Annotated in this window: 20 protein-coding genes; 14 read left to right on the top strand and 6 right to left on the bottom strand. The window is 64.3% G+C overall.

Annotated features, from left to right (window positions below):
- Positions 1-724, bottom strand: a 724-nt coding sequence (locus ACW4QM_RS09095; RefSeq protein WP_455798388.1) for a hypothetical protein, incomplete at its 3' end; no start/stop codon positions are given.
- 119 nt (positions 725-843) lie between these two features.
- Here ACW4QM_RS09095 and ACW4QM_RS09090 point away from each other — a divergent pair.
- Complete coding sequence (locus ACW4QM_RS09090) at positions 844-1,275, top strand: hypothetical protein (RefSeq protein WP_455798387.1); 432 nt, start codon at positions 844-846, stop codon at positions 1,273-1,275.
- On the opposite strand, the gene ACW4QM_RS09085 is transcribed toward ACW4QM_RS09090, so the two are convergent.
- Positions 1,268-2,194, bottom strand: coding sequence for a site-specific integrase (locus ACW4QM_RS09085; protein WP_455798386.1), 927 nt, complete (start codon positions 2,192-2,194; stop codon positions 1,268-1,270). The genes ACW4QM_RS09090 and ACW4QM_RS09085 overlap by 8 nt on opposite strands.
- Before the next feature lie 493 nt (positions 2,195-2,687).
- On the opposite strand from ACW4QM_RS09085, the gene ACW4QM_RS09080 reads away from it, so the two are divergent.
- The 13 genes from ACW4QM_RS09080 to ACW4QM_RS09020 all read left to right on the top strand — a co-directional run bounded on the left by ACW4QM_RS09080 (position 2,688) and on the right by ACW4QM_RS09020 (position 16,240).
- Positions 2,688-4,328 carry a 5-bromo-4-chloroindolyl phosphate hydrolysis family protein gene (locus tag ACW4QM_RS09080; RefSeq protein ID WP_455798385.1) on the top strand — a complete coding sequence of 547 codons (1,641 nt, stop codon included), beginning with the start codon at positions 2,688-2,690 and terminating at the stop codon, positions 4,326-4,328.
- Positions 4,329-4,433: 105 nt separating this feature from the next.
- Entirely contained in the window at positions 4,434-5,582 is a 1,149-nt protein-coding gene (locus tag ACW4QM_RS09075) for a toxic anion resistance protein (RefSeq protein WP_161127498.1), read from the top strand.
- Between the two features lie 3 nt (positions 5,583-5,585).
- A complete protein-coding gene (gene ruvX / locus ACW4QM_RS09070) occupies positions 5,586-6,002 on the top strand; it encodes a Holliday junction resolvase RuvX (protein ID WP_117284972.1) in 417 nt (138 codons plus the stop codon).
- A 50-nt stretch (positions 6,003-6,052) separates the two neighbouring features.
- The gene (mltG, locus tag ACW4QM_RS09065; RefSeq protein ID WP_455798384.1) at positions 6,053-7,273 is read left to right on the top strand and encodes an endolytic transglycosylase MltG; all 1,221 of its coding nucleotides are present in this window, start codon (positions 6,053-6,055) and stop codon (positions 7,271-7,273) included.
- A 30-nt stretch (positions 7,274-7,303) separates the two neighbouring features.
- Positions 7,304-7,936 (top strand): YqeG family HAD IIIA-type phosphatase, encoded by a 633-nt coding sequence (locus ACW4QM_RS09060; protein ID WP_452040275.1) that lies wholly within the window; start codon positions 7,304-7,306, stop codon positions 7,934-7,936.
- Positions 7,933-8,862 carry a shikimate dehydrogenase family protein gene (locus ACW4QM_RS09055; RefSeq protein WP_452040276.1) on the top strand — a complete coding sequence of 310 codons (930 nt, stop codon included), beginning with the start codon at positions 7,933-7,935 and terminating at the stop codon, positions 8,860-8,862. The genes ACW4QM_RS09060 and ACW4QM_RS09055 overlap by 4 nt, the downstream gene beginning before the upstream one ends.
- 123 nt (positions 8,863-8,985) lie before the next feature.
- Entirely contained in the window at positions 8,986-10,425 is a 1,440-nt protein-coding gene (gene asnS / locus ACW4QM_RS09050) for an asparagine--tRNA ligase (RefSeq protein WP_279055230.1), read from the top strand.
- 131 nt (positions 10,426-10,556) lie between these two features.
- Positions 10,557-11,723 (top strand): chorismate synthase, encoded by a 1,167-nt coding sequence (gene aroC, locus ACW4QM_RS09045; protein ID WP_452040277.1) that lies wholly within the window; start codon positions 10,557-10,559, stop codon positions 11,721-11,723.
- Between the two features lies 1 nt (position 11,724).
- The gene (locus tag ACW4QM_RS09040; protein WP_173400363.1) at positions 11,725-12,273 is read left to right on the top strand and encodes a shikimate kinase; all 549 of its coding nucleotides are present in this window, start codon (positions 11,725-11,727) and stop codon (positions 12,271-12,273) included.
- Positions 12,255-13,364 carry a 3-dehydroquinate synthase gene (gene aroB / locus ACW4QM_RS09035; RefSeq protein WP_161127492.1) on the top strand — a complete coding sequence of 370 codons (1,110 nt, stop codon included), beginning with the start codon at positions 12,255-12,257 and terminating at the stop codon, positions 13,362-13,364. Before ACW4QM_RS09040 ends, aroB begins: the two co-directional genes overlap by 19 nt.
- Positions 13,361-13,810 (top strand): type II 3-dehydroquinate dehydratase, encoded by a 450-nt coding sequence (aroQ, locus tag ACW4QM_RS09030; RefSeq protein WP_455798383.1) that lies wholly within the window; start codon positions 13,361-13,363, stop codon positions 13,808-13,810. The genes aroB and aroQ overlap by 4 nt, the downstream gene beginning before the upstream one ends.
- A 152-nt stretch (positions 13,811-13,962) precedes the next feature.
- A complete protein-coding gene (locus tag ACW4QM_RS09025; protein WP_302808608.1) occupies positions 13,963-15,108 on the top strand; it encodes a M24 family metallopeptidase in 1,146 nt (381 codons plus the stop codon).
- 184 nt (positions 15,109-15,292) lie between these two features.
- A complete protein-coding gene (locus ACW4QM_RS09020) occupies positions 15,293-16,240 on the top strand; it encodes a YczE/YyaS/YitT family protein (RefSeq protein ID WP_455798382.1) in 948 nt (315 codons plus the stop codon).
- A 250-nt stretch (positions 16,241-16,490) separates the two neighbouring features.
- Here ACW4QM_RS09020 and ACW4QM_RS09015 read toward each other — a convergent pair whose 3' ends face one another.
- The 4 genes from ACW4QM_RS09015 to ACW4QM_RS09000 form a co-directional block, all read right to left on the bottom strand.
- Positions 16,491-17,234 (bottom strand): ferric reductase-like transmembrane domain-containing protein, encoded by a 744-nt coding sequence (locus tag ACW4QM_RS09015; RefSeq protein WP_452040279.1) that lies wholly within the window; start codon positions 17,232-17,234, stop codon positions 16,491-16,493.
- A 120-nt stretch (positions 17,235-17,354) separates the two neighbouring features.
- Entirely contained in the window at positions 17,355-17,942 is a 588-nt protein-coding gene (gene dmsD, locus ACW4QM_RS09010) for a Tat proofreading chaperone DmsD (RefSeq protein ID WP_161127487.1), read from the bottom strand.
- Between the two features lie 2 nt (positions 17,943-17,944).
- On the bottom strand, positions 17,945-18,571 hold the full coding sequence (locus tag ACW4QM_RS09005) for a DMSO/selenate family reductase complex B subunit (protein ID WP_114540457.1): 627 nt from the start codon (positions 18,569-18,571) through the stop codon (positions 17,945-17,947).
- Positions 18,572-18,582: 11 nt separating this feature from the next.
- On the bottom strand, positions 18,583-21,066 hold the full coding sequence (locus tag ACW4QM_RS09000) for a molybdopterin-dependent oxidoreductase (RefSeq protein WP_114540458.1): 2,484 nt from the start codon (positions 21,064-21,066) through the stop codon (positions 18,583-18,585).
- Between the last annotated feature and the right edge of the window lie 220 nt (positions 21,067-21,286).

Below are 21,286 nucleotides of genomic sequence, written 5' to 3'. Positions count from 1 at the left end.
CCCTTCTAGGTTTGCTGCTCCGATTCCTCGGCCAGGCTAAAGCCTGTCCTCGAAATCGGAGGGGCTGACGCCCTCGACCCCCAAAAACTTTACGCCGTGTCCCGGTAAGACTCGCCCCACTTGAACGAGCGCCGCTCAGCTCACGCTGATGAAGGGCGATGAGCGAGTCGAGCTTCTGGAAGAGGGCACCGATGGCTTTTTGCTCGGCCCGCTTCGGAACCAGCAAATCGCGGTTCCGAAGCGCATTTGAGTCCAGATTCCCTAATGCCCCATTACCACCAGCTACTCCCATACGAAGAAAGCGTCTATACCATTCTGTACCCATGACGGCATTGAAGAAATCGGGCTCCTCTGTTGAGGCGAGCAGCATAAACCCGCCATGAACCGCACTGTCGGTTAAACCCTTGATCAGGGCCCGTTTTCCAACAAGTCTACTTGAACCATTTGCTGCAGTTATCAGTATGTCGTTATTCCGAACTAGATCGATATTGACAGCATCTTCACGAACGAAAACGTCGTCATTAGATAGCTCAAATCTGTCTTCGTTGATATTCGAGGAGCGCAAAACGCGAGTGCCTTGTTGCGCATCGACAACGTCGTCTGGGGTGTACGTTAATCCTCGCCGGAGTAGCGCTAGTTCTCCAAACCTACGCTGTTCCCAAGTTGTTGTGAATTTCTTGCGGCCTCTTCGCACTTGAGCTTTTTGCATCATTTTAGCAAGCATCTGCTAATGATTGGGAACAGCGTAGGTTGGGGGAGATTGGCTCAGCCCGATCTGGGGTCGGCTTCCCCAACGCTGAGCAAGGAGGTAACGAAGGCACCCCTTTCTACAAAGTCTCCGATATGAACCTTGAAGGCAATGAGCTTCAGTTGCGTCGGGCAAACAACTATGTCACTGATGAGCAGATCGAGCGAAAACGCTGGAAGCCCATCAACGAAGTGCCGGCAATGTTCTTTGCAAAAGTTGGTGCAGCAGTGCTGCTTAATCGAAAACGCCTGGTAGATGAACCTTTCCTGTTAGATAACAATACGATGGCATATTCCTTTGATCGCCAGTTCTGGGATGTGGCATTCGGCCGAATCCTGTTTGACGGACTTGATCTAGCGTCACTGGTTCAAGTTGGAGCGCTGCCCTCCTACAACGCCTCGGACGTCGAATCGATGAAAGTGGCAGTTCCCTCAAAGATCGCAGAGCAGACGAAGATTGGTGCCCTCTTCGCCAAGCTCGACTCGCTCATCGCCCTTCATCAGCGTGAGCGGTTGTCGACTAGATGAGGCTGGAGATCGAGCGCATCACGAGATCGACATCTTGGTTCTCGAGTTCCTGAATGATGTGCAGGTAGGTTTTCTGCGTGGTGTTCATGCTGGCGTGCCCGAGGCGCTTGGCGACGCTGGCGATGGAGACGCCGGCGAACAGGAGCAGCGATGCGTGGGTGTGGCGCAGTCCATGCACGGAGATGACGGGCACGCCGGCTCGCTTGCAATGGCGTTCTAGCACGCTGTTCGCGGTGGAGTTGTAGACCTTCCCTTCCACAAAGATCGGCGCATCGTGGGGAAGCCTTTTGGTGAGCTCGGAAAACTGAATGACCAGCTGCCAGTCGAGCTGCACCTTGCGCATGGAGGAGCGATTCTTAGTGGGAACAAAGCCTGTTCCCGTTTTGTAGTCCCAGGTCTTGTTAACCGAAACAACCTGGCGGCTGAACTCGAAGTCATCGGGCGTCAGTGCAATGGCCTCGGAGAACCGCAGCCCTGTCTTCGCAATGAGGAGGATGAGCCAGTCCCAGCTCACCTCGGGTCCCAGGTCGAGGTCGTTCAGAAGGCGGTGCAACTCGAATTGGTTGAGGTACTTCTGTTTTTTGGCGCGCGGGGATTTGCCCTTGATGATGGCCTTGCGCGTTGGGTCACGTTCCACCAGACCCTCGTCGACAGCATCGAGGACAGCGCCCTTCAGCTGGTGGTGGAAGTCCATCGTCGTCTGCCGCTCGTGGCTGACGGCGTAGTCGTTCAGCAGCTTCTGATAAGTAATACGATTGAGTTCCGCGAGGGTCAGCAAGGGGATGAGCCGTTGCAGCCACGCACAGGTAAGCCGATACTTGCTGAGCGTGACGTCGCGCACGGCCCCCTCCTTGTACATGGCCACCCACTGCTGGTAATAATCGCAGAACGTGTCGTTGGGCGTGAGTTCGTTGAGCATTGCTGGGTTCCTTTCTGCGTTTTTTGGTTCGTTTGAAGGCTCACGCTGATGAAGGTTCCCTTAGCATACGGCGAAGGGACACGTTGTTTGTTGTCGACAGAGGCTGTTTCTGCATGAGATCTCGAGTTATAAGCGTCCCGGGGCGTCCTGCAAACGGCATTTGCTCGATAATGTATCGAATAACGATAGATTATGGGAATTATTACTTGTTGTTGACGCTTATAACTCGAGATCTCGTGCAGAAAAGCTCTTGTTCGTCGACCGACTGGGGTGCCACGGTATTGGGCAGGCTTCGCGGGGCGGCGATTGACGTTTCTTGCGCTGTTCCGCTTCGGTTGATCTTCGTTTTCGGAAACTTAAAGGTGGTGCGCATTCCGTGCGGTTGGGCAGGGGGCTGGAAGTGCCGTGGTAAGATGACGGGGAAACAAGAGATGCGCGGTTCGGCGGCCTTGATGCGATCCGCTGGCTGCGCGGGCGCGTTAGGGGTTGTTCCATGAATCCGCAGAGTCCGGGAACCGGCGGTCGAGGGCCGTACGACAGCTGGGGGAGACCCTACGGTGCGTCTCGGCAGCCCGGGCCGCAAGGCGCGCCGCAGCAACCCGGGCCGCAGCAACCCGGCCCCGAGTACGTCTACGAGATGCCCGAAGATTTCCAAGAACAGCAGGGGAGCGCCCAGCAGGACAGCGCCAACGGGAATGCGAAGGGGCGTCCCCGGGGCGCGAAGCCGGCGCCGGATACGCCGGGCGCCGGTTCCTGGTCGGTCGGGCCTTCGGGCAGCCCCATTCCCGGCATGTCGGCCAAGGATTTCCAGAAGATGTGCCGGTCGGTTGACAAAGCGTTCTCGCAGTTCGCCCGCATGGTCGACCAAGGGGTGAACGAGGCCGCCGAGGCGCTAGGGCAGTCGCCCGAGAAGAACCTGAAGGCCCATAAGGAGCTGCAGGAGAAGCGCAAGCGCGAGAAGAAGGCGCGCAAGGCCCAGGAAGAGGCGCAGCGCCGGGCGGCTCAGCAAGCCCACGGGCAGCAGCGTTACGGGCATCCGGGCTACGGGGCGTCCCAGGGCGCGCCGACAGGTGGCGTCCCCCAGGGTTTTCAACAAGCGGTGACCTCCGCGGCCCAGCAGGCCCAACAGTGGGCGCCGCTGGCCAAGGCAAAGAAGCGCTTTCGCTCGTCGTGGGGGCTGACGGCCTCCGGAGTCGTCATGGCGGCGGCCGGCGGGGCGGGCACGGTCTTTTTCGGCGTTCCCGCCTTAGTCTCGGCGCTGGCGCCGGCGGTGGCCGGGAATCCCGAAGTGGCCGTGACGGCGATCCTCGGCATTCTGACGGCCGGTTTCGCCACGTTGCTCGGCTTCGGCATCCGCAACCTACGGCGTGCCTCGAAACTGAAGGCTCTCCAGCGGGCGGTGGGCCAGCGCGAGGCCGTTGGCTTCGACGACCTCGCCGCGCGCATGCAGGTGAGCCCCAAGGCCGCCCTTGCCGCCTCGCGCACGCTCATCAAGGGCGGCTACCTCCCCGAGGGGCGCATCGACGACGAGAACACCACCCTCATGGTGACTGAGAACGCCTACCACCAGTATCGTCAGTTCCAGCAGAGCCAGCGCCAGACGCTCGCCGAGCGCGAGGCGGCCGAGGCGGCCCGGGCAGCTGAGGCGGCGGCGCGGGCGGCCCGCGAGCAGGATATCTCCGAGCGCCTGACGCCCGAGCAGCGCGCCTTTGTCGCCTGCGGCCGCGACTACGTGCGGCAGATGGACGAGCTGAACGCCGCCATCGACGACGCCGCGGTGAGCGAGCGCATTACGGCCATTCAGGACGTGGTGGGCCGCATTCTCGCCCGCGCCGAGGAAGAGCCGGCCATCATCGCCGGGCTCGACCGCCTGACCGCGTACTACCTTCCCACCACGGTGAAGCTGCTCGATGCCTACGACCGGTTAGAGGAGGAACCTATTCAGGGCGAGAATATCTCCAGCTCGCGCAGCGAGATCGAGCATACGTTGGAAGTGTTGCACAGCGCTTTCGAGAAGCTCTTCGACGACACGTACCAAGACCTCTCCCTCGATGTGTCCGCCGACATCTCGGTGCTGCACGCCATGCTCGCCCAAGAGGGACTCACGGAAGGCCCCTTCGATGTGAAACCGTAAGCAATGGCTTCGAGCGCCTAACCCCGGACGCTCTTGAGCGCGAGGCTCGCAAGGCCCCCTCGCAATTTCCGATTCATCCGTACCGTGCCCGTGAAAGGATATGCTATGACCAACGAACTGACCGATCTCACGAACATTCCCGCCCCGACGCTCACGCTCGATCCCGTAAGCGACGGCGAGGTGGCCGAGGCCTCCATCGTCGAGGTGGACACGCCCGCCGCGCCCAGCCTCGCCGACTCGCTTTCCGCCGAAGAGCTGGCCCAGGTGGACGCCTTCGCCCAGCAGATCGACATCGCCAATTCCCAGCAGGTACTCACCTTCGGCGCCGGCGCCCAGAAGAAGATGGCGTCGTTCTCGGAGACGGCGCTCGCGAAGGTGCGCACCCAGGATTTGGGCGAGGCGGGCGATCTTATCGCCGGGGTAGTGACCGAGCTCAAGAACTTCGACGTTGATGACGACGACAAGGGCTTCTTCGGCCTGTTCAAGAAGTCGGCGAACAAGATCACGTCGCTCAAGGCCCGTTACGACACCGCCGAGGCCAACGTCGACAAGATCGCCAAGACCCTCGAGGGCCATCAGGTGCAGCTCATGAAGGACGCGGCCACGCTCGACAAGCTCTACGAGCTGAACCTCACCTACTTCAAGGAGCTGACCATGTACCTTCTGGCCGGCCGTCAGCGCCTGGCCGAGGTGCGCGAGGGCGAGCTGGCCGAGCTGTCCGCCAGGGCTCAGGCGTCGGGTTCCACCGAGGACGCCGAGGCGGTGCAGAAACTCGCCGCTGCGTGCAACCGCTTCGAGAAGAAGCTGTCGGATCTGGATCTGTCCCGCACCGTGGCCATGCAAATGGCGCCGCAGATCCGTCTCGTGCAGAACAACGAGATGCTCATGATCGAGAAGATCCAGACGACGCTCGTGAACACTATTCCTCTGTGGAAGAGCCAGATGCTGCTGGCGCTGGGGCTCGCCAACAACGAGGCGGCGCTCAAAGCCCAATCCGCCGTCACCGACATGACCAACGAGCTTCTGCGCAAGAACGCCGAGAAGTTGAAAGCTTCCACCGTGGAGGTGGCCCGCGAGTCCGAGCGCGGCATCGTGGACATCGAGACGTTGAAGGCCACCAACGAGAACCTCATCCAGACCTTCGATGAGGTAATGAAGATCCAGGCCGAGGGCCGCGCCAAGCGTGCCGAGGCCGAGGCGGAGATGCGCCGCATGGAAGCCGAGCTGCGCCAGAAACTGCTGGAGGTGAAGTAGCCCGTGCGCGTGATGGCGCTGGATATCGGGGAAGTGCGCGTGGGGGTGGCGGTGAGCGACCCGGGCGAGCGCGTGGCAAGTCCGGTGTGCGTGATGCCCGCCGCCGAGGTGACCGGTTGCGCCAAGCCCTTCCGCCGGCTTCTGGAAGACTGGGAGCCGGAGCTGCTCGTCTGCGGGCTGCCCCGCACGCTCGCCGGCGAGGAGGGCCCCCAGGCGGCCCGCATTCGCAAGGAGGCCGCGCGCATCAGCGACGCCTGCGGCATTCCCCACGTTTTCGCAGATGAACGGCTCAGCTCGGCCGAGGCCAAGCGGAGTTTGCGTGAAAAGGGTCTGACTGAGAAGGAGATGCGCGGCAAGGTTGATATGATAGCCGCAAGTCTGTTTTTGCAATCTTGGCTCGACGAGCGTGCCCGCGCTTGAGGTATTCGCGGGGCTAATCGCCGGGCCGTTTCGTAGAGAAAGGCCGCACCTTGGCTCTCCATGGCAAGAAGGTCACCTATTCGTCCCATTCCTCCCGCGCTGCCCGGGCGGCGCACGCCAAGGGGGATCGGGAGTTCCGCACCTACGACACGAGCGCCATCATGCCGAAGAAGTCCCCGGCGCCCTTCATCTGCGCGGCCGTCGTGGCTGTCGTCGTTATCGCCGCCGTGTGCTTCTTCGCCTTCCGCGGTTGTGCCGGCTCGCAAGTGGAACTGCTCGCGCCGGGCCAGTCGGCGGAGGTGACCATCACGGAGGGGGAGACCGCCTCCTCCATCGGCGACGCGCTCGTGGCCGCGCGCCTCATCGGCAGCTCGCGGGAGTTCACCGACGAAGTCACGCGCCTGGAGGCCTCCTCGGCGCTTATCCCCGGCACCTACACCTTCCAGGGCGGCAGCACCCCCGAGGAGCTGGTGCGCGCCATCATGGCCGGTCCCACCCAGGTGGGCGACACGCTCGCCGTGCCCGAGGACATCACCCGCGCGGAGCTGTCTGAGCTGGTGGCGAGCGCCACGGGCGGCCGCATCACCGCCGAGGCCTTCCTCGCCGCTTCCGAGAACGCGAGCGCCTACGTTGCCGACTATGCGTTTTTGGAAAGCGCCGGCGAGAACTCGCTGGAGGGTTTCCTGTTTCCCAAGACCTACGCCGTGACTGAGGACATGGATGCCGAGGCCGTCATGCGCATGATGCTCGACCAGTTCGGCACCGAGACTGCCAGCATCTTCGGCGACTTCGCCAACAGCTACCCGGCGAGCCAGGGGCTGACGCTGTACCAGGCGGTGAACCTGGCCTCCATCGTCGCCAAAGAGTCCACCGGCGACCAGGAGGTGCGCGATCACGTGGCCGGCGTCTTCTACAACCGCCTCGCCTCCGATAGGCCCTACCTGGAATCCGACGCCACCACGGCTTACGAGGTGGGCCGCGAGCCCACGGCCGAGGAGGTGCACGCCGAGACGCCCTACAGCACCTACGCGAATGCGGGCCTGCCGCCGACGCCCATCTGCTCGCCGGGCATTGAGAGCCTCACCGCCGTTTGCGAGCCGACCCAGACTGAGGACATGTTCTTCTACTTCTATCCCGACGCCGACGGCAACATGCAGGCGGCGTTCAGCAAGACCTACGAGGAGCATCAGCAGGCCATCGCCGATAATTCCAACGCTGGTGGCGCCGACGGGTCGGGCGACGTTGCCGCCGGCGAGGGCGCGGCCGCCTAAGGGCGCCCTTTTGGTCTTCAGGTGCGACCCATGGCGCTTCTCACCCCCGATCGCTATTTCTCGCGCATCAGCGCCATCGATATCGAGCGCGATTTGCTCGGGTGCGGGCTTTCCCATGTGCTGCTCGACATTGACAATACCGTGCGCGCCCGGGACACGGGATGCGTGCCGCGCGATGTGGGGATGTGGCTCGGCCGGGCGCGGGAGGCCGGGGTGAGCTTCTGTTTGCTCTCGAACAACTGGCATGCCGATGTGTACCGGTTCGCCGGCGAGCTGGAGCTGCCCATCGTGGCCAAGGCCTTAAAGCCGCTGCCGCCGGCGTTTCTCGCGGCCCGGCGCAAGATTGGGGGAGCCGCCGCCGACACGGTCGTCGTTGGCGATCAGCTGGCGACCGATGTGCTGGGAGCCCATCTGACGGGCATGAAGGCCTATATGCTGCAGCCGCTGGTCGAGCAGGATCTGCCCCACACGTTGCTGCTGCGCAACGTCGAGCGGGCTATTTTGGGAGATCGCAAGCCGGAGCCGGCGATCAATATCGCGGAATGCGAGGCGAGCCGTCCCGCGGCGCGCCGCGGACAAGGAAGCGCCCCTCGCCGCTTCGGGCAGGGCGCGCAGCGCGGGGTCGAAGGGGCCTCGCGCGAAGCGGGAAGGGAATCGCTGTGAGCGAGAAGCTGTATGTGCTGGGGCACCCGGTGAGCCATTCGAAATCGCCGGTCATGTACAACGCCGTCTATGAGAAGGCGGGGCTGCCCTGGCATTACGGTCTCATGGATGTGCCGACGGTGCCCGAGGCCGAGACGTTCCTTGCGGCTCGCGACTTCCTTTCCATCAACATCACCACGCCCTATAAACCCGAGGCGTTCGCTGCCGCCGATGTGCGGGCCGCCTCGGCCACGCTCGCCCACGGGGCCAACGTGCTCGTGAACAAGGACGGGGCCCTTATCGCCTACAACACCGACGGCCAGGGCTGCGTGGCCTATTTGGAACGGGCCGGCGTCGATTTTCGCGGCGCGTCCGTCGTCGTCTGCGGCACGGGGCCGACCTCCCTTTCCATCTTGCATGCTGTGGCCCAGGCGGGGCCGGATGAGGTGATCCTCATCGGTCGCGACAAGGCCAAGGCCCGCAACGTCATGCGCGCCTACGCCGACGAGCTGGGGGCGATGGTCGGACGGGTGGTGGACATGCCCGCCTTCAAAGAAGGGCACCTGAGCTTTTCCGAGGTGTACAAGCAGGTGGGCTTCAAGTTCGGCAGCTACGCCACGTCGCGGCAGGCCATCGCGGGCGCGGACATCATCATCGACGCCACGCCGCTCGGCATGAAGGCGGGCGACCCGGCCCCCTTCGACACGACGCTTCTGAGCGCGGACCAGACGGTGTTCGACGTGGTGTACGGCCATGGCGAGACGGCGCTGGCCCGGGCGGCCCGGGCGGCAGGATGTACGTTCCTCGACGGTGCCGGCATGCTCGTCGGCCAGGCCGTGGTCACGGTGGGCATCCTGCGCGACATCACCGGCGAGGCGGCCCTCGACATTCCCGAGGACGAGCTGTTCGCCCTTATGGCCGACGCCGCCGGGTTCAACCTCGCTTAAGACACCCCGGGCGCGTTGGGATTCGGCAGCCGAGATGCTTTTGACCCCATAGGCGGCGCGGCGGTGTGCTGCTATCATAGCGGGCAACGGAAAAACCTCTCTCGTTCGAAAGGTCGCGCCCCTATGAACCGCACTAAGATCGCTCAGCTCTACGCCGATGCCGCCGCTTTTGGCGGAAAGACCGTCACCGTTGCCGGTTGGGTCAAATCGGTTCGCGATATGAAGAACTTCGGCTTCGTCACGTTGAACGACGGCAGCTGCTTCAAGGACCTGCAGGTGGTCATGGACCGCGCGACTCTCGCGAACTACGACGAGATTGCGCACCAGAACGTGTCGGCGGCTCTCGTGTGCGAAGGCGTGCTGAAGCTCACGCCCGACGCCCCGCAGCCCTTCGAGCTCGCCGCCGAATCCATCCGCGTCGAGGGCGCCTCGGCTCCCGACTACCCGCTACAGAAGAAGCGCGCCACGCCGGAGTTCTTGCGCACCCAGCAGCATCTGCGGCCGCGCACGAACCTGTTCCGCGCCGTGTTCCGCATCCGCTCGGTGGCCGCCGCCTCCATCCACCGCTTCTTCCAAGACCGCGGGTTCGTCTACGTGCACACGCCCATCATTACGGCGAGCGACTGCGAAGGGGCCGGCGAGATGTTCCGCGTGACCACCATCGACCCGGCCCAGGTGCCGCTCGTGAGCGAGGAGGCTGCCGCGGCCTCGGACGGCGCGCTTGTGGCCGGCGAGGTGGATTGGAGCGCCGACTTCTTCGGCAAGCCCGCCTCGCTCACCGTGTCCGGCCAGCTGAACGCCGAGAACTTCGCCATGGCCTTCGGGGACGTGTACACGTTCGGCCCCACGTTCCGCGCGGAGAATTCCAACACGGCGCGCCATGCCGCCGAGTTCTGGATGGTGGAGCCCGAGATTGCCTTCGCCGACCTTGAGGACGATATGGAGCTGGCCGAGAGCATGCTCAAGTACGTCATCCGCGACGTGATGGAACGCTGCCCCGACGAGCTGGCCATGTTGAACAAGTTCGTCGACAAGGGGCTGCTGGAGCGGTTGAACCATGTGGCGTCCTCCGACTTCGCGCGCGTCACCTACACCGAGGCCATCGACATCCTGCGTGCGGCCCAGGCGGCCGGGCGCGCCTTCGAGTACCCGGTCGAGTGGGGCATCGACCTGCAGACCGAGCACGAGCGGTTCCTCACCGAGGAGCACTTCGGCCGCCCGACGTTCGTGATCGATTACCCGAAGGACATCAAGGCCTTCTACATGCGGCTCAACGACGACGGGCGCACCGTGGCCGCCATGGACTGCCTCGTGCCGGGCATCGGAGAAATCGTGGGCGGCTCCCAGCGCGAGGAGCGCCTGGAAGTGCTCGAGCGGCGCATCGCCGAGCTGGACATGGATGCCGAGCAGTACCGCGCCTACCTGGATCTGCGCCGTTTCGGCACCTGCCAGCACGCGGGCTTCGGGCTTGGGTTCGAGCGCTTGGTGATGTACCTCACGGGCGTGAGCAACATCCGCGATGTCATCCCGCACCCGCGCACGGTGGGCAACGCCGAGTTCTAAGAGGGCTCAGGGGCTGCTTCCGCCCGCACTTTACCGTCCCGAAACGGTCGGGTGCCTCTTCGTGCGCTACAATGGGTGCCGATCTGTCTCGGGTGCCCTCTGTCGGCGCGCCCTGCGAGAAAGCTGCGTCTATGGAATACATCACTGCCGGAGAAAGTCACGGGCCGAATCTTACAGCCATCGTGACGGGCGTGCCGGCCGGCCTGCCCGTGTCCGTCGATCACATCAACTCCGATCTGGCCCGCCGCCAGGCCGGCTACGGGCGCGGCGGCCGCATGGCCATCGAGAAGGACACGGTGCGCGTCACGAGCGGCATCCGCTTCGGTCGCACTATCGGCAGTCCCATTGCGCTTGAGGTGGCCAACCGCGATTGGGAGAACTGGACCGGCCGTATGGCCGCCTTCGGCGAGGCGCCGCGCGATCTGGTGCGCGAGGTGACGCCGCGGCCGGGGCATGCCGACCTGGTGGGCGCCCTGCGCACGAACACCGATGACTGCCGCAACATCCTGGAGCGCGCGAGCGCCCGGGAGACAGCGGCCCGGGTGGCCGCGGCCGGCGTGGCGCGCGAGTTTCTGGCGGCGCTCGGCGTGGAAGTGATGTCGTACGTGGTGTCGGTGGGGGACGCGGCCATGCCCGAGGAGACGATGGCCGACGCCGCCGAGCACAAGCCGCTCGACATCGAGCTGTCGGAGATGCGCTGCCCGGACGCGAAGGCGACCATCGCCATGAAGAAGGCCATCGACCGCGCGAAGTCCGACGGCGAGAGCCTGGGCGGCACCTTCCGCATCGTGGTCTGCGGGCTTGCGCCGGGGCTCGGCACCTACGCCACGGGCACCGATCGGCTCACCTCGCGGCTGGGCGCGGCGCTCTTTTCCATCCCCGCCATCAAGGGCGTGGAATTCGGCCTCGGGTTTCAGGCGGCCGCGCGTCCCGGGTCGCTTGTACACGACCCCATCGTGCTCGCCGACGGCGAGTTCCGCCGCGCGTCGAACAACGCCGGCGGTCTGGAGGGCGGCATGACCACGGGAATGCCGCTCGTGATCACGGCGGCCATGAAGCCCATCCCGACGCTCATGACGCCGCTGGAAACGGTGAATCTGGACACGCTCTGCGTAGAGGAGGCGTCGAAGGAGCGCTCGGACGTGTGCGCGGTGCCGGCGGCGGCCGTGGTGGCCGAGGGCGAGGTGGCCTTCGCGCTGGCGAATGCCTACTTGGAGGCTTTCGGAGACACCTGCATGGCCGACATCAAGGCGAACATCAAGGCCTACAAGGCGCGGCTGCGCACCATGGGGCGCTAAGATGGCGGAACGCATGGAGCTGACTCGCCCGGTCTTTTTCGTCGGGTTCATGGGCGCCGGCAAGACGTCGGTGGCCCGGCGCCTCGCCCGCACGTGCGGCGTGGCCTCGGTGGACATGGATACCTACATCGAGCGCCGCGAGGGCAAGAAGGTGAAGGAGATCTTCGCCGAGGGCGGGGAGGAGGGATTCCGCGCCATCGAGACGGACGTGCTGCGCGAGCTGGGCGCTAAGCCCGACCCTTTGCTCATCTCCTGCGGCGGCGGCGTGGTGGTCACGCCGGCCAACCACGACGTCTTCCGCGAGGCCGGCTTCGTGGTGTATCTGGAAGTGACCGCCGACGAGGCCGCCAGCCGCATCAGCGATACGTCCACCCGGCCCTTGTTCCAGAACCTGGAAGCGGCCCGGGCCCGCTGCGAGGAGCGCCTGCCGCTGTACGAGGCGGTGGCCGACGTGCGCGTGAGCACCGCTGGCAAATCGGTGCCGGCCATCGCGCGGGAAGTGCAGCGCATTTTGGAAAAGGAGGGAATCCTGTGCCCGCAACAAAGATAGTGGTCAACATCCCCGGCGAGGCGCCCTACGACGTGCGTATCGGAGCCACGGTGCTCGCCGGCCTCGGCGAGTCGGTGCGGCGGCTCGATGGCGTGGGACGGGCGCCGCACCTGCTCGTCCTCACCGATTCCAACGTGGGGCCGCTGTATCTGGAAGAGGCCAAGTCGTCGCTGAAGGCGGCGGGCTTCCGCGTGAGCGATATCGTCGTGCCCGCGGGGGAGGACTCGAAGTCGCTCGCGGTGGCCGGGGAGATCTGGTCGGCCATGGCATCGCTTGGGCTCACGCGCGACTGCGCCGTGGTGGCCCTCGGCGGCGGCGTCGTGGGCGACTTGGCCGGGTTCGTCGCTTCTACCTACATGCGGGGCATCCCGTTTGTGCAGGTGCCCACTTCGCTTCTGGCCATGGTGGATTCCTCGGTCGGCGGCAAGACCGGCGTGAACCTTCCCGAGGGGAAGAACCTCGTGGGCACGTTCAAGCAGCCGGCCTACGTGTGCGCCTCCACGGCGGTGCTCGCCACGCTGGACGACCGCGAATGGGCCTGCGGCTGCGCCGAGATCGCCAAGGCGTCGGTGATCGATTCCGACGAGTTCTTCTTCTGGATGATGGATCACGCCGCCGCCCTGGAGACGCGCGATCCGGTGGTGGTCACCGAGGCCATCGCGCGGTCGGTGGTGTTCAAGGCCAACATTGTGGCCGAGGACAAGACGGAGAGCCGCGGGGTGCGCGAGTGCCTGAACTACGGGCACACCCTGGGGCATGCGGTGGAAGCGCTCGCGGGCTATGGGACGTTCTCCCACGGGGCTGCGGTGGCCGAGGGGATGCGCTTCGCGGCGCGCCTCGGCGTGGATGTGGTGGGCACGTCGGCCGAGCTGGTGGATGCCCAGGACGAGCTTTTGGACGGGCTCGGGCTGCCGGCGCTTGACTGGTCGGAGCCGGCCGATGAGATGCTGGCCGCCATGAAGCGCGACAAGAAGACCCGTGCCGGCGAGGTGCGCTTCGTGCTGCCCCGTGACATCGGCGACTGGGAACTGGTGGCCGTGCCTGACGACGTGATTTTGGAGCATCTGCGCCGGTGGGAAGCTTCCAAATGAAGAAGATATTGCTCATGAACGGGCCGAACTTGAATATGTTGGGGGTGCGCGATCCGGCCATTTACGGGTCGGACACGCTTGAGGCCATCGAGGAGATGGTGCGTGCCTACGGGGCCGAGCATGGCTGCGAGGTCGACTGCTTCCAGTCGAACCATGAGGGCGCGCTCATCGATCGGCTGCATGCGGCCCATGGCAACTACGACGGCATCGTGTACAACCCCGGGGCGCACACGCACTACTCCTACGCGCTGCACGATGCTGTGGAATGTATCGACGTGCCGGTGGTGGAGATTCACATCTCGGACATTAGCAAGCGCGAGGAGTTCCGCCGCCACTCGGTGATCGCGCCGGCCTGCGTCGCCCAGGTGAAGGGCCTCGGCAAAGAGGGCTACCTGCGCGCGCTGGATATTTTGCTGGAAAACGCTGTGGCCGAAGGTAGCGAATAGCCCGATGGGGTAGGACGCCGGTGCGACGGGGCGTCCCGCGCGCAGGTTGCGCAGCGAACGGAACAGTCCAGTGAACTGTTCCGCCGAGCGAGCCATTGCTTGAGCACGGGATGCCCCGTCGTACCGGCGTCCGGACGAACCAGGAGGAATTCATGACGGTATTCGACGAGTTGAACGATCCGAAGGCCTGCGAGCGGCACCTGGCTCGCTTGCGCGAGATGTTCCCCGAGCTGGGCTGCGGGGCGTTTCTCGTGCGCGACACGTCGAATATCCAGTGGCTCACCGCTTTCGACGACGTTTTCGACGAAGAGGCGGCCCATGCTCTGTATGTCTGCCCCGATCACGCCTGGCTGCACACAGACTCGCGCTACGTGACGGCCTGCGAGAACGCCGCGCGGCACAAGCCTTTGGAAGTGAGCGCCGAGCGCGAGACCCACGCGCAGTTTGCCGCCAAGCGGTGGGGAGGCCGGCCCGCCGGGGCCGCCGATGCGCTTTTGGGCATCGAGGACGGCGTCTCGCTTGCCGAGTACCGCCGCTTGCAGAAGGCGTTCGCCGAAGCCGACGCGGAGGAGCCCTTCGTGGAGACCGATGGCGTCGTGGTGGGCCTGCGCGCGGTGAAGGACCGCTACGAGATCGCGCGGATGCGCGGCGCCCAGTCGATCACCGACGCCGCCTTCGAGCACATCGTCCGCTACATGCGCCCGGGCATGATGGAGCGCCAGGTGCAGCTGGAGCTCGAGGAGTTCATGCTGCGCCATGGTGCCCAGGGCCTGGCGTTTCCCTCCATCGTGGCCACCGGGCCCAACGGCGCGAGCCCCCATGCCATTCCCGGCGCCACCATGCTGGAGGCCGGCCAGTGCGTCGTGCTCGATTTCGGTGCCCGCTCCTACGGCTACTGCTCGGACATGACGCGCACGGTCTTCCTCGGCGAGCCCGACTCGGAGATGCGGGCGGCGTGGGATGCGCTGCGGGAGGCCAACGAGTCCGTGGAAGCTATGCTTCGGCCCGGCGTCACGGGCAAAGAGGCCCATGAGCGAGCCGAGGAGGTGCTGGCGGCGGCTGGCTTCGGCGGTCGCATGGGGCACGGGCTCGGTCACGGCGTGGGCATCGACATCCACGAGGAACCGGTGCTTGCCCCGCGCAACGAGCGGCCGCTCGTTGCCGGCAACGTCGTTACCGTGGAGCCCGGTATCTACCTGCCGGGCAAGTTCGGCATGCGCTTGGAGGACTTCGGCGTCGTGACCGACGACGGCTTCGACGTGTTCACCAACTCCACCCACGACCTCGTGGTCATCTAGGGCTTCGCCTTGTCGCCGTTGCGTCGCCGTCGTTCTGCCGCTCGTCGGTGGTGAGCGGTTGAGTTTGCGCCATCTAACCTTTGCGCAGTCGTGCTCGCGTATTTTCTGCGAACTGCGTCTCTTCCCGTGCTATAACTGAAAGGTATTTGCACGCCGCGACACCGGAAAGGACGGTGAGGAGACGATGACGGAACGGAAGATCAATCGTGGGAGCGAGATTCGGACCAAGGGAAAATCCATGGGGCGCGAGCGCTCGGGCGTATCTGCCGATCCGTCCGACAGACCCTCGCCGCAAGCCGGTGGCTTAAAGGCTGCGTATTCGGTCGAAGGCGTCCGAGGCGCTCAAGACGGTCTTTCGCTTTCGACGAAATCTGCGGAAGGCTCGCCCGCCGCTCTCGCCGAGCGATCGCTGACGCTGCGCGCCGCCCTGTTTCTGACGGGCCGCATCGTGCTCATGCTAGCGGGCATCGCGGTCATGGGGCTTGGCATCGATATCGTCGTGAAGGCCGATTTGGGCAACTCGCCCATCTCCGCCACGCCCAACGTGCTTTCCATCGGCTTCACAATGGTGAGCTTCGGCACGTTCATGCTGGGGTGGCAGTGCTTTCTCGTGCTGGTGCAAATCGCTCTTCTTCGTCGGGAGTTCCGTCTGGTGGACTTGTGGCAGATTCCCATCTCGGTGTTCTTCGGCGTGTGCATTGACGCCTTCATGGCACTGCTCGGCCCCGCTGCGCCGACGAGTTATGTCGCCTCGTGGCTGTGGCTTATCGGCGGCATGGTCGTTCTCGCGCTGGGCATTGTGATGACGGTCGTCTCGGGCACGGTCATGAACTGCGGCGAGGCCGTGGTGCAGGCCGTGGTGCGCAAGACCGGCGCCCGGTTCGGCACCGTGAAGGTGGGCTTCGATCTCGCCTGCGCGGCCTTGGCGTGCCTGTGCGCGTTCCTGTTCGTGGGTCATTTGGCCGGCGTGCGCGAGGGCACCTTCGTCTGCGCCGCCTTCACCGGCGTCATCGTGAACGCCTACATGGGCCTCTACGGCAAGCTGCGCGACGCCGCCCGCAGACGGCGCAAAGGGACGGAGAGGCCTTCCGCCGACGAGCCGCAGGGCGCCCCCGCAACAGAAGAGGCGTAGGCGACAGGGCCGAAAGAAGCGCCACTGCCGACCGATCGTCCAACAGGGTGACGTGTCCGGGCAAGAATAAGCTCCCGATGGGGCGGAAAATTCGACTTGTTAGACTTTGGGGATCGTAAGCGCCGAGTATCGCGGGGCAAAACTGACGAATAACGTAAATAGCAGGTCTTATCGGAGCTGCTTTGCCAAACAAGAAATCTAACAAGTCGAAATTTTCGCCCATATCGAAAGGGGTAGTTTGCTCGTGCCTTTAAGCGGCATCTCCGACGGCCGCCTCTTCTTCTATGGCGATGGCTGGCGTTGCGCTCGCGTCCTCCTGCGTCTCTTCATGGCGCTCCGCAACAGCTTTGCCCAAACGCAGTATTCCGTAGGCTCCGAACACCGCCGTATACACGAAAAGCGATTCTTGGGCGGCAACGCCTCCGTGTAGGGCAGCAGGAAGAAGCATGAGCGCAAGATGGCAGAATATCAGAGCGAAGAATAAGTAGGCGAATCGCTGGATGCGCGTCCAGCGACGGCTGCTCATGGCCCGCTTCACGATGCCGAGGGACGTCACGCCAAGAAGAGCGAGCAGCACGAAGAGTGCGACGGCCACGCCGAAGGCGACGGCAACATTGCTGTTGATGCTCGCATTGCCGAGCAGTCTGGGCAGGTAGGAGCCAAGGTACACGGCCATGTGCCCGAGGCAGAGAATGCAGGCAATAATGGACAGCTCGGCCCTGATCGGCTTCATTCGACGGTAGAGAGTCTGCTCCTTGCCGAGGCAACCTATGAGCATGACGACTGCGAAGAGGGCGACGGCAAGCTCGCACTTTTGAATGAGATCGACCAGGGGCATCCACAGCCAGCGGGGAACGCCGAAGGTGGCACCAAAGAAGTAGAGAAGGACGAGCGTCGCGGCAATGCTGTAGAAGAGAGAGGGGTGAGCCTTGAGAGGGCTTCGGAGGAGGTAGGCCGCCACTGCCGCGATAATCAAGAGAAAGAGGAAATTCATAGGGGCTCCTAAGGTTGCCGAAGGGCGAAGCTGACTGCATGGACCAACTTCACGTGAGAAAGAGAAGGGCGTCCGACGAAGGGGAGGGTCGGACGCCCTTGAAACGGGGAGGGACTAGGATTACCGCGACTGGGCGATGGCCTCCAAAGTGAGCAAGGCGAGGCGCCCCAGCGGCTCGTACAGGGTGCCGGCGGCCGCTGGCCCAAGCTGTTCGAAATAGCGCAGTGCCCAGGTCATCAAGTGCTCGTCCAGAAAAGGGCCGACCTGGTCCGGCTGGTTGTCGGAAAGCCAGCTGAGAAGCACGAGCATGCGCCCAATGTGGTCGACGGGCTCGCGACTTTCCCCTTCGTGCAGCTGGATGCCTCGGGCGCGCATCCAGCGCTGCAGGGCGACGCACGAATCGCCGAACAGCACCGACTCCGAGTCGAGGTAGACCGACCCCCACGGGGGCGCGGCGAGCTTGCCTGGCCCCACGAACAGCCGATGGTAGTCGCGGTCGAGGTCAGCAGGGTCGGCCCCGACCGTGCACTGGAGCTGCTCGCCGATTTCCTCCAAGGCCGCCTTATCGCCATAGGGCCACTCGGCCGGAAGATCCGCGGACGCCAGGCCCTCCAAAAGCAGTTTGGCTGTCGAAGAAGAGGGCTTCTCAAGGAAGAGCGTTCCCAGTACCAGCGCGCAGGGCGCGGTGTTCTCAGCGGGCGCGTTCATGGCTACTCCACTTCGAGGGGGTTGGCTAGGTAGCCCTCGTCGAGGTTGTAGGTGTCGGAGTCGATGGCCTGGCAGCTTCCGATGACGAGGTTGGGGCCCGTGGTCGGCTCGGGCAGGGGCGGCACCTGGCAGAGATCGCCGTGCTTCTCGCGCAGCTCGTCGATGGGGCCGAACTCCAGAGCGCGCAGCGGGCAGGAGCCGACGCACATGGGCTGCTCGTCGTTGCGCACGCGGGCCAGGCAGCCGTCGCACTTGCGGGAGACCGACAGCTCCGCATCGATGCGCGGCGCGTCGTAGGGGCATGACTTCTGGCAGGTGCCGCAGCCGATGCACACTTCCGGGTCGGCGTTCACAAGGCCCGTCTCGGCGTCTTTCCGCATGGCGCCCGTGGGGCAGTTTTCCACGCAGGCGGGGCTGTCGCAGTGGTTGCAGGAGACGGCCAGATGGTAGTTGAAAGCCGTCTTGTTCCACGCCCCCTCGGGGGTTTTCTCCCAGCTGCCACCCTCGAAGTCGTAAATGCGGCGGAACAAGATGTCGGGCCCCAGGTCGTGGTAGTCCTTGCAGACGAGTTCGCAGGTTTTGCAGCCGGTGCAGCGCGAAGAGTCGAAATAGAAACCGTATTGCGTCATGGGAAGCCTCCTTAAGCCTTCTCGACCTGCACGAGCGTAGAGCCGGTCGACGGGCAGTTCTTGGAAATGGGCGACCAGTGGTGGCCGCTCAGGGTGTTGGCGTTGGCACCGATGTCCACGCCGTCGACCACCTCGCGCCGGTGGGCATGGGGCATGCCCACGACGCCGGGCATGATGCGCGCCGTCACGCGGGCCATGATCTCCACCTCGCCCCGGTCGTTGAACACGCGCAGGGTGTCGCCGTTTTCAATGCCGCGCGGCTCGGCGTCGATGGGGTTGATCCACAGGCAATGACGGCAGGCCTGCTGCAGCTCCTCGATCACCTGGTAGCGGCTGTGGAACTGGTTTTTCGCCTTCCAGGTGGAGAACAGGAGGGGGTAGGTCTCGTTAACGTCGGCCACGCCCTCGATCTCGGGGAAATAGCTGGGCACCGGCCGCACCACGTCGCGCTCCCCGTTGTGGAACGTCCAGGTGTCCCGTATGGTGGCCAGGCGCTCGGAGTACAGCTCGATCTTGCCCGAGGGAGTCGTCCGGGGGCGTCCTTCCGGGTCCTCGACGTAATCTTTGAGCGCGATGAAGGGGACGGCCTCGACGGGATCGCGCCAAAAGCCCATCTCCAAGCCCTCCTGGAAGGACGGGGCGTTGCCGTTGGGGGCCGAGGGGCGACTGTACTCCTCGTAGCGGGTCTCCATCCATTCCTCCCATGTCTTGCCTTCGGTGAACTCGTCGCGCAGGCCGAGGCGCTCGGCGAGATCGGCGACCCAGTCGTAGGAGAGGCGGCATTCGAACTGCGGCTCTTGCACGGGGCGGCCGAAGACGAAGCCGAGCGCGGAGCCGCCGGTCACGGTGGAGACCATGTTCATGCGTTCCTGGTACATGAGATCGGGCAAGATGATGTCGCAGAAGGGCAGGGAGGTAGACATGATGACGTCGCAGCCGAGGATGAACTCGCACTTGCTCTCGTCCTCGAGGATGGTGGCCGCCCAGTTCAAATCCGAGCTGGAGTTGCCGAAGCAGCCGGCCTCGTAAAGAGCGAGGAACTTGATGCCGACCTCGAGCTTGTCGCCACCCTGGATGCCGTCGGTCAGTGCGGTCATCTCCAGGGGATGGTCCATGGCGTTGAAGCGCCCGGAGATGGAGATCTTCTTGGTGACGGGGTTTTCGCCGATGGGCACCGAGTTCCACATGCCGCCGTCGAAGTTCATCTGCATACCCTTGCCGTTGAGCCCCGGGCAGGTGCCCGCTCGGCCGATATTGCCGGTGATGACGGGGAGGGCGGCGATGGCGGCGGCGTTCCATTCGCCGTTGTGGCGGCGCTGGGGCCCGAAGCCCTGGGTGATGAAGCAGGTCTCATGGTCGGTTATGAAGTGCGCCAGGTACGTGATCTTCTCGGAGGGAAGGCCGCAGATGGGGGCCGCCCACTCGGGCGTCTTGGGGATATTGTCGTAGCCGGTGCCCATGATGTAGTCCATGTAGGAGGAGTTCGCCGGAGCCGATTCGGGCATGGTGTCGGCGTCGAAGCCGACGACGTATTTGTCCAGGAAGGCCTTGTCGTGCTTGCCCTCGCTGATGATGACGTAGGCGATGGCGCTTGCCAGGGCGCCGTCGGTGCCGGGGTAGATAGGGAACCACTCATCGGGGTTGCCCGAGGACCCCTCGCCCAGGCGGTAGTCGACGAAGGCGACGGGGATGCCGGCTTCCCGCGCCTTGGCCACCTCGTACACTTCCCCCATTCCGCACATGCGCGATTCGCCCGAGCCGCAGCCGAAGAACAGCCCGCAGTCGGCATCTTTAATGGCGGAGGTGTTGCTTCCGAGGCCACCGGCACAGTCGAAGGTCTGGCCGTCGAAGCCGAAGAGGTAGTTGGCGGTCTGCGCGATCTGTCCGTTGGACTCGGAGTTGATGGTTCCCAGATGTCCGCCGGTGAGGTTGAACAGGCGCTGGATGGGGTAGTTGCGGGTTCCCGTTGCGCACAGGAAGAACGCCTCGGGCCCGTAGGTGTCAAGGGTGTAACGGTACTTCTCGGCGATGATGTCGAGCGCCTCGTCCCAGCTGATGCGCTCGAACTCGCCTGAACCGCGCTTGCCGGTGCGCTTCATGGGGTACTTGAGGCGATCGGGGCTGTTGATCCACTTCCGCACAGAGCGCGCCTTCAGGCAGGAACGGAACGAGACGCCACCGAACTCGTCGTCGCCTTCGGTGTCGTTGTCGACCCAGCGCAGGGTTCCATCCACGACGTGGCACTTCAGGGGGCAGGCGACGAAGCCGCAGTGGCAGCAGCTCTGCCAGATGACCTCTCCCTCCTCGGGGATGTCGTTGGCCACGACGTCGGTGGTTCCCGTTTGCGCGAGGTCTTCGCCCTTCTCTGCCGTTTGGGGTGCGCAGCCGAAGAGGGAGCTTGCGGCCCCTGCTCCGGCCATGGCCGCTAAGGCCGATAGGGTAGAGCCCTTGACGAACCCCCTCCGCGAGACGGTCCTCTCTGTTGCTTGTGCCATAAATGGTCTCCTTTCTCCTCGAGGCGACACCCCTCCGGTGTCTGTGCCGTCTGATGCCAGTTTGGCCTCGGAAGAGCGGCTTGTGTGAGACCCTGTTTTGGTGAAAAGTCGTTTTCAGCTGTCAACCTTTTTCGTGAATTACCGAGAAATGCCTGATGGCAGAGAGATTGGAGAGGAGCGAAAGATGCCCCGCTTGCGGCGGTTCTCCTCCTGATCTGGT

The organism is Adlercreutzia sp. CNCM I-6207 (assembly GCF_977072305.1).
The sequence above is the reverse complement of the archived record's forward strand: the minus strand, read 5'-3'. Positions and strand labels throughout refer to the sequence as shown.

Coding starts and splice junctions, on each gene's coding strand:
- ACW4QM_RS09005 (WP_114540457.1), bottom strand. CDS start 18,571: ATGACGCAATACGGTTTCTATTTCGACTCTTCGCGCTGCACCGGCTGC.
- ACW4QM_RS09025 (WP_302808608.1), top strand. CDS start 13,963: ATGACGGTATTCGACGAGTTGAACGATCCGAAGGCCTGCGAGCGGCAC.
- aroQ (WP_455798383.1), top strand. CDS start 13,361: ATGAAGAAGATATTGCTCATGAACGGGCCGAACTTGAATATGTTGGGG.
- asnS (WP_279055230.1), top strand. CDS start 8,986: ATGAACCGCACTAAGATCGCTCAGCTCTACGCCGATGCCGCCGCTTTT.
- ACW4QM_RS09040 (WP_173400363.1), top strand. CDS start 11,725: ATGGCGGAACGCATGGAGCTGACTCGCCCGGTCTTTTTCGTCGGGTTC.
- ACW4QM_RS09060 (WP_452040275.1), top strand. CDS start 7,304: ATGGCGCTTCTCACCCCCGATCGCTATTTCTCGCGCATCAGCGCCATC.
- dmsD (WP_161127487.1), bottom strand. CDS start 17,942: ATGAACGCGCCCGCTGAGAACACCGCGCCCTGCGCGCTGGTACTGGGA.
- ACW4QM_RS09090 (WP_455798387.1), top strand. CDS start 844: ATGAACCTTGAAGGCAATGAGCTTCAGTTGCGTCGGGCAAACAACTAT.
- ACW4QM_RS09080 (WP_455798385.1), top strand. CDS start 2,688: ATGAATCCGCAGAGTCCGGGAACCGGCGGTCGAGGGCCGTACGACAGC.
- ACW4QM_RS09000 (WP_114540458.1), bottom strand. CDS start 21,066: ATGGCACAAGCAACAGAGAGGACCGTCTCGCGGAGGGGGTTCGTCAAG.
- ACW4QM_RS09075 (WP_161127498.1), top strand. CDS start 4,434: ATGACCAACGAACTGACCGATCTCACGAACATTCCCGCCCCGACGCTC.
- ACW4QM_RS09015 (WP_452040279.1), bottom strand. CDS start 17,234: ATGAATTTCCTCTTTCTCTTGATTATCGCGGCAGTGGCGGCCTACCTC.
- aroC (WP_452040277.1), top strand. CDS start 10,557: ATGGAATACATCACTGCCGGAGAAAGTCACGGGCCGAATCTTACAGCC.
- ACW4QM_RS09020 (WP_455798382.1), top strand. CDS start 15,293: ATGACGGAACGGAAGATCAATCGTGGGAGCGAGATTCGGACCAAGGGA.
- ACW4QM_RS09085 (WP_455798386.1), bottom strand. CDS start 2,194: ATGCTCAACGAACTCACGCCCAACGACACGTTCTGCGATTATTACCAG.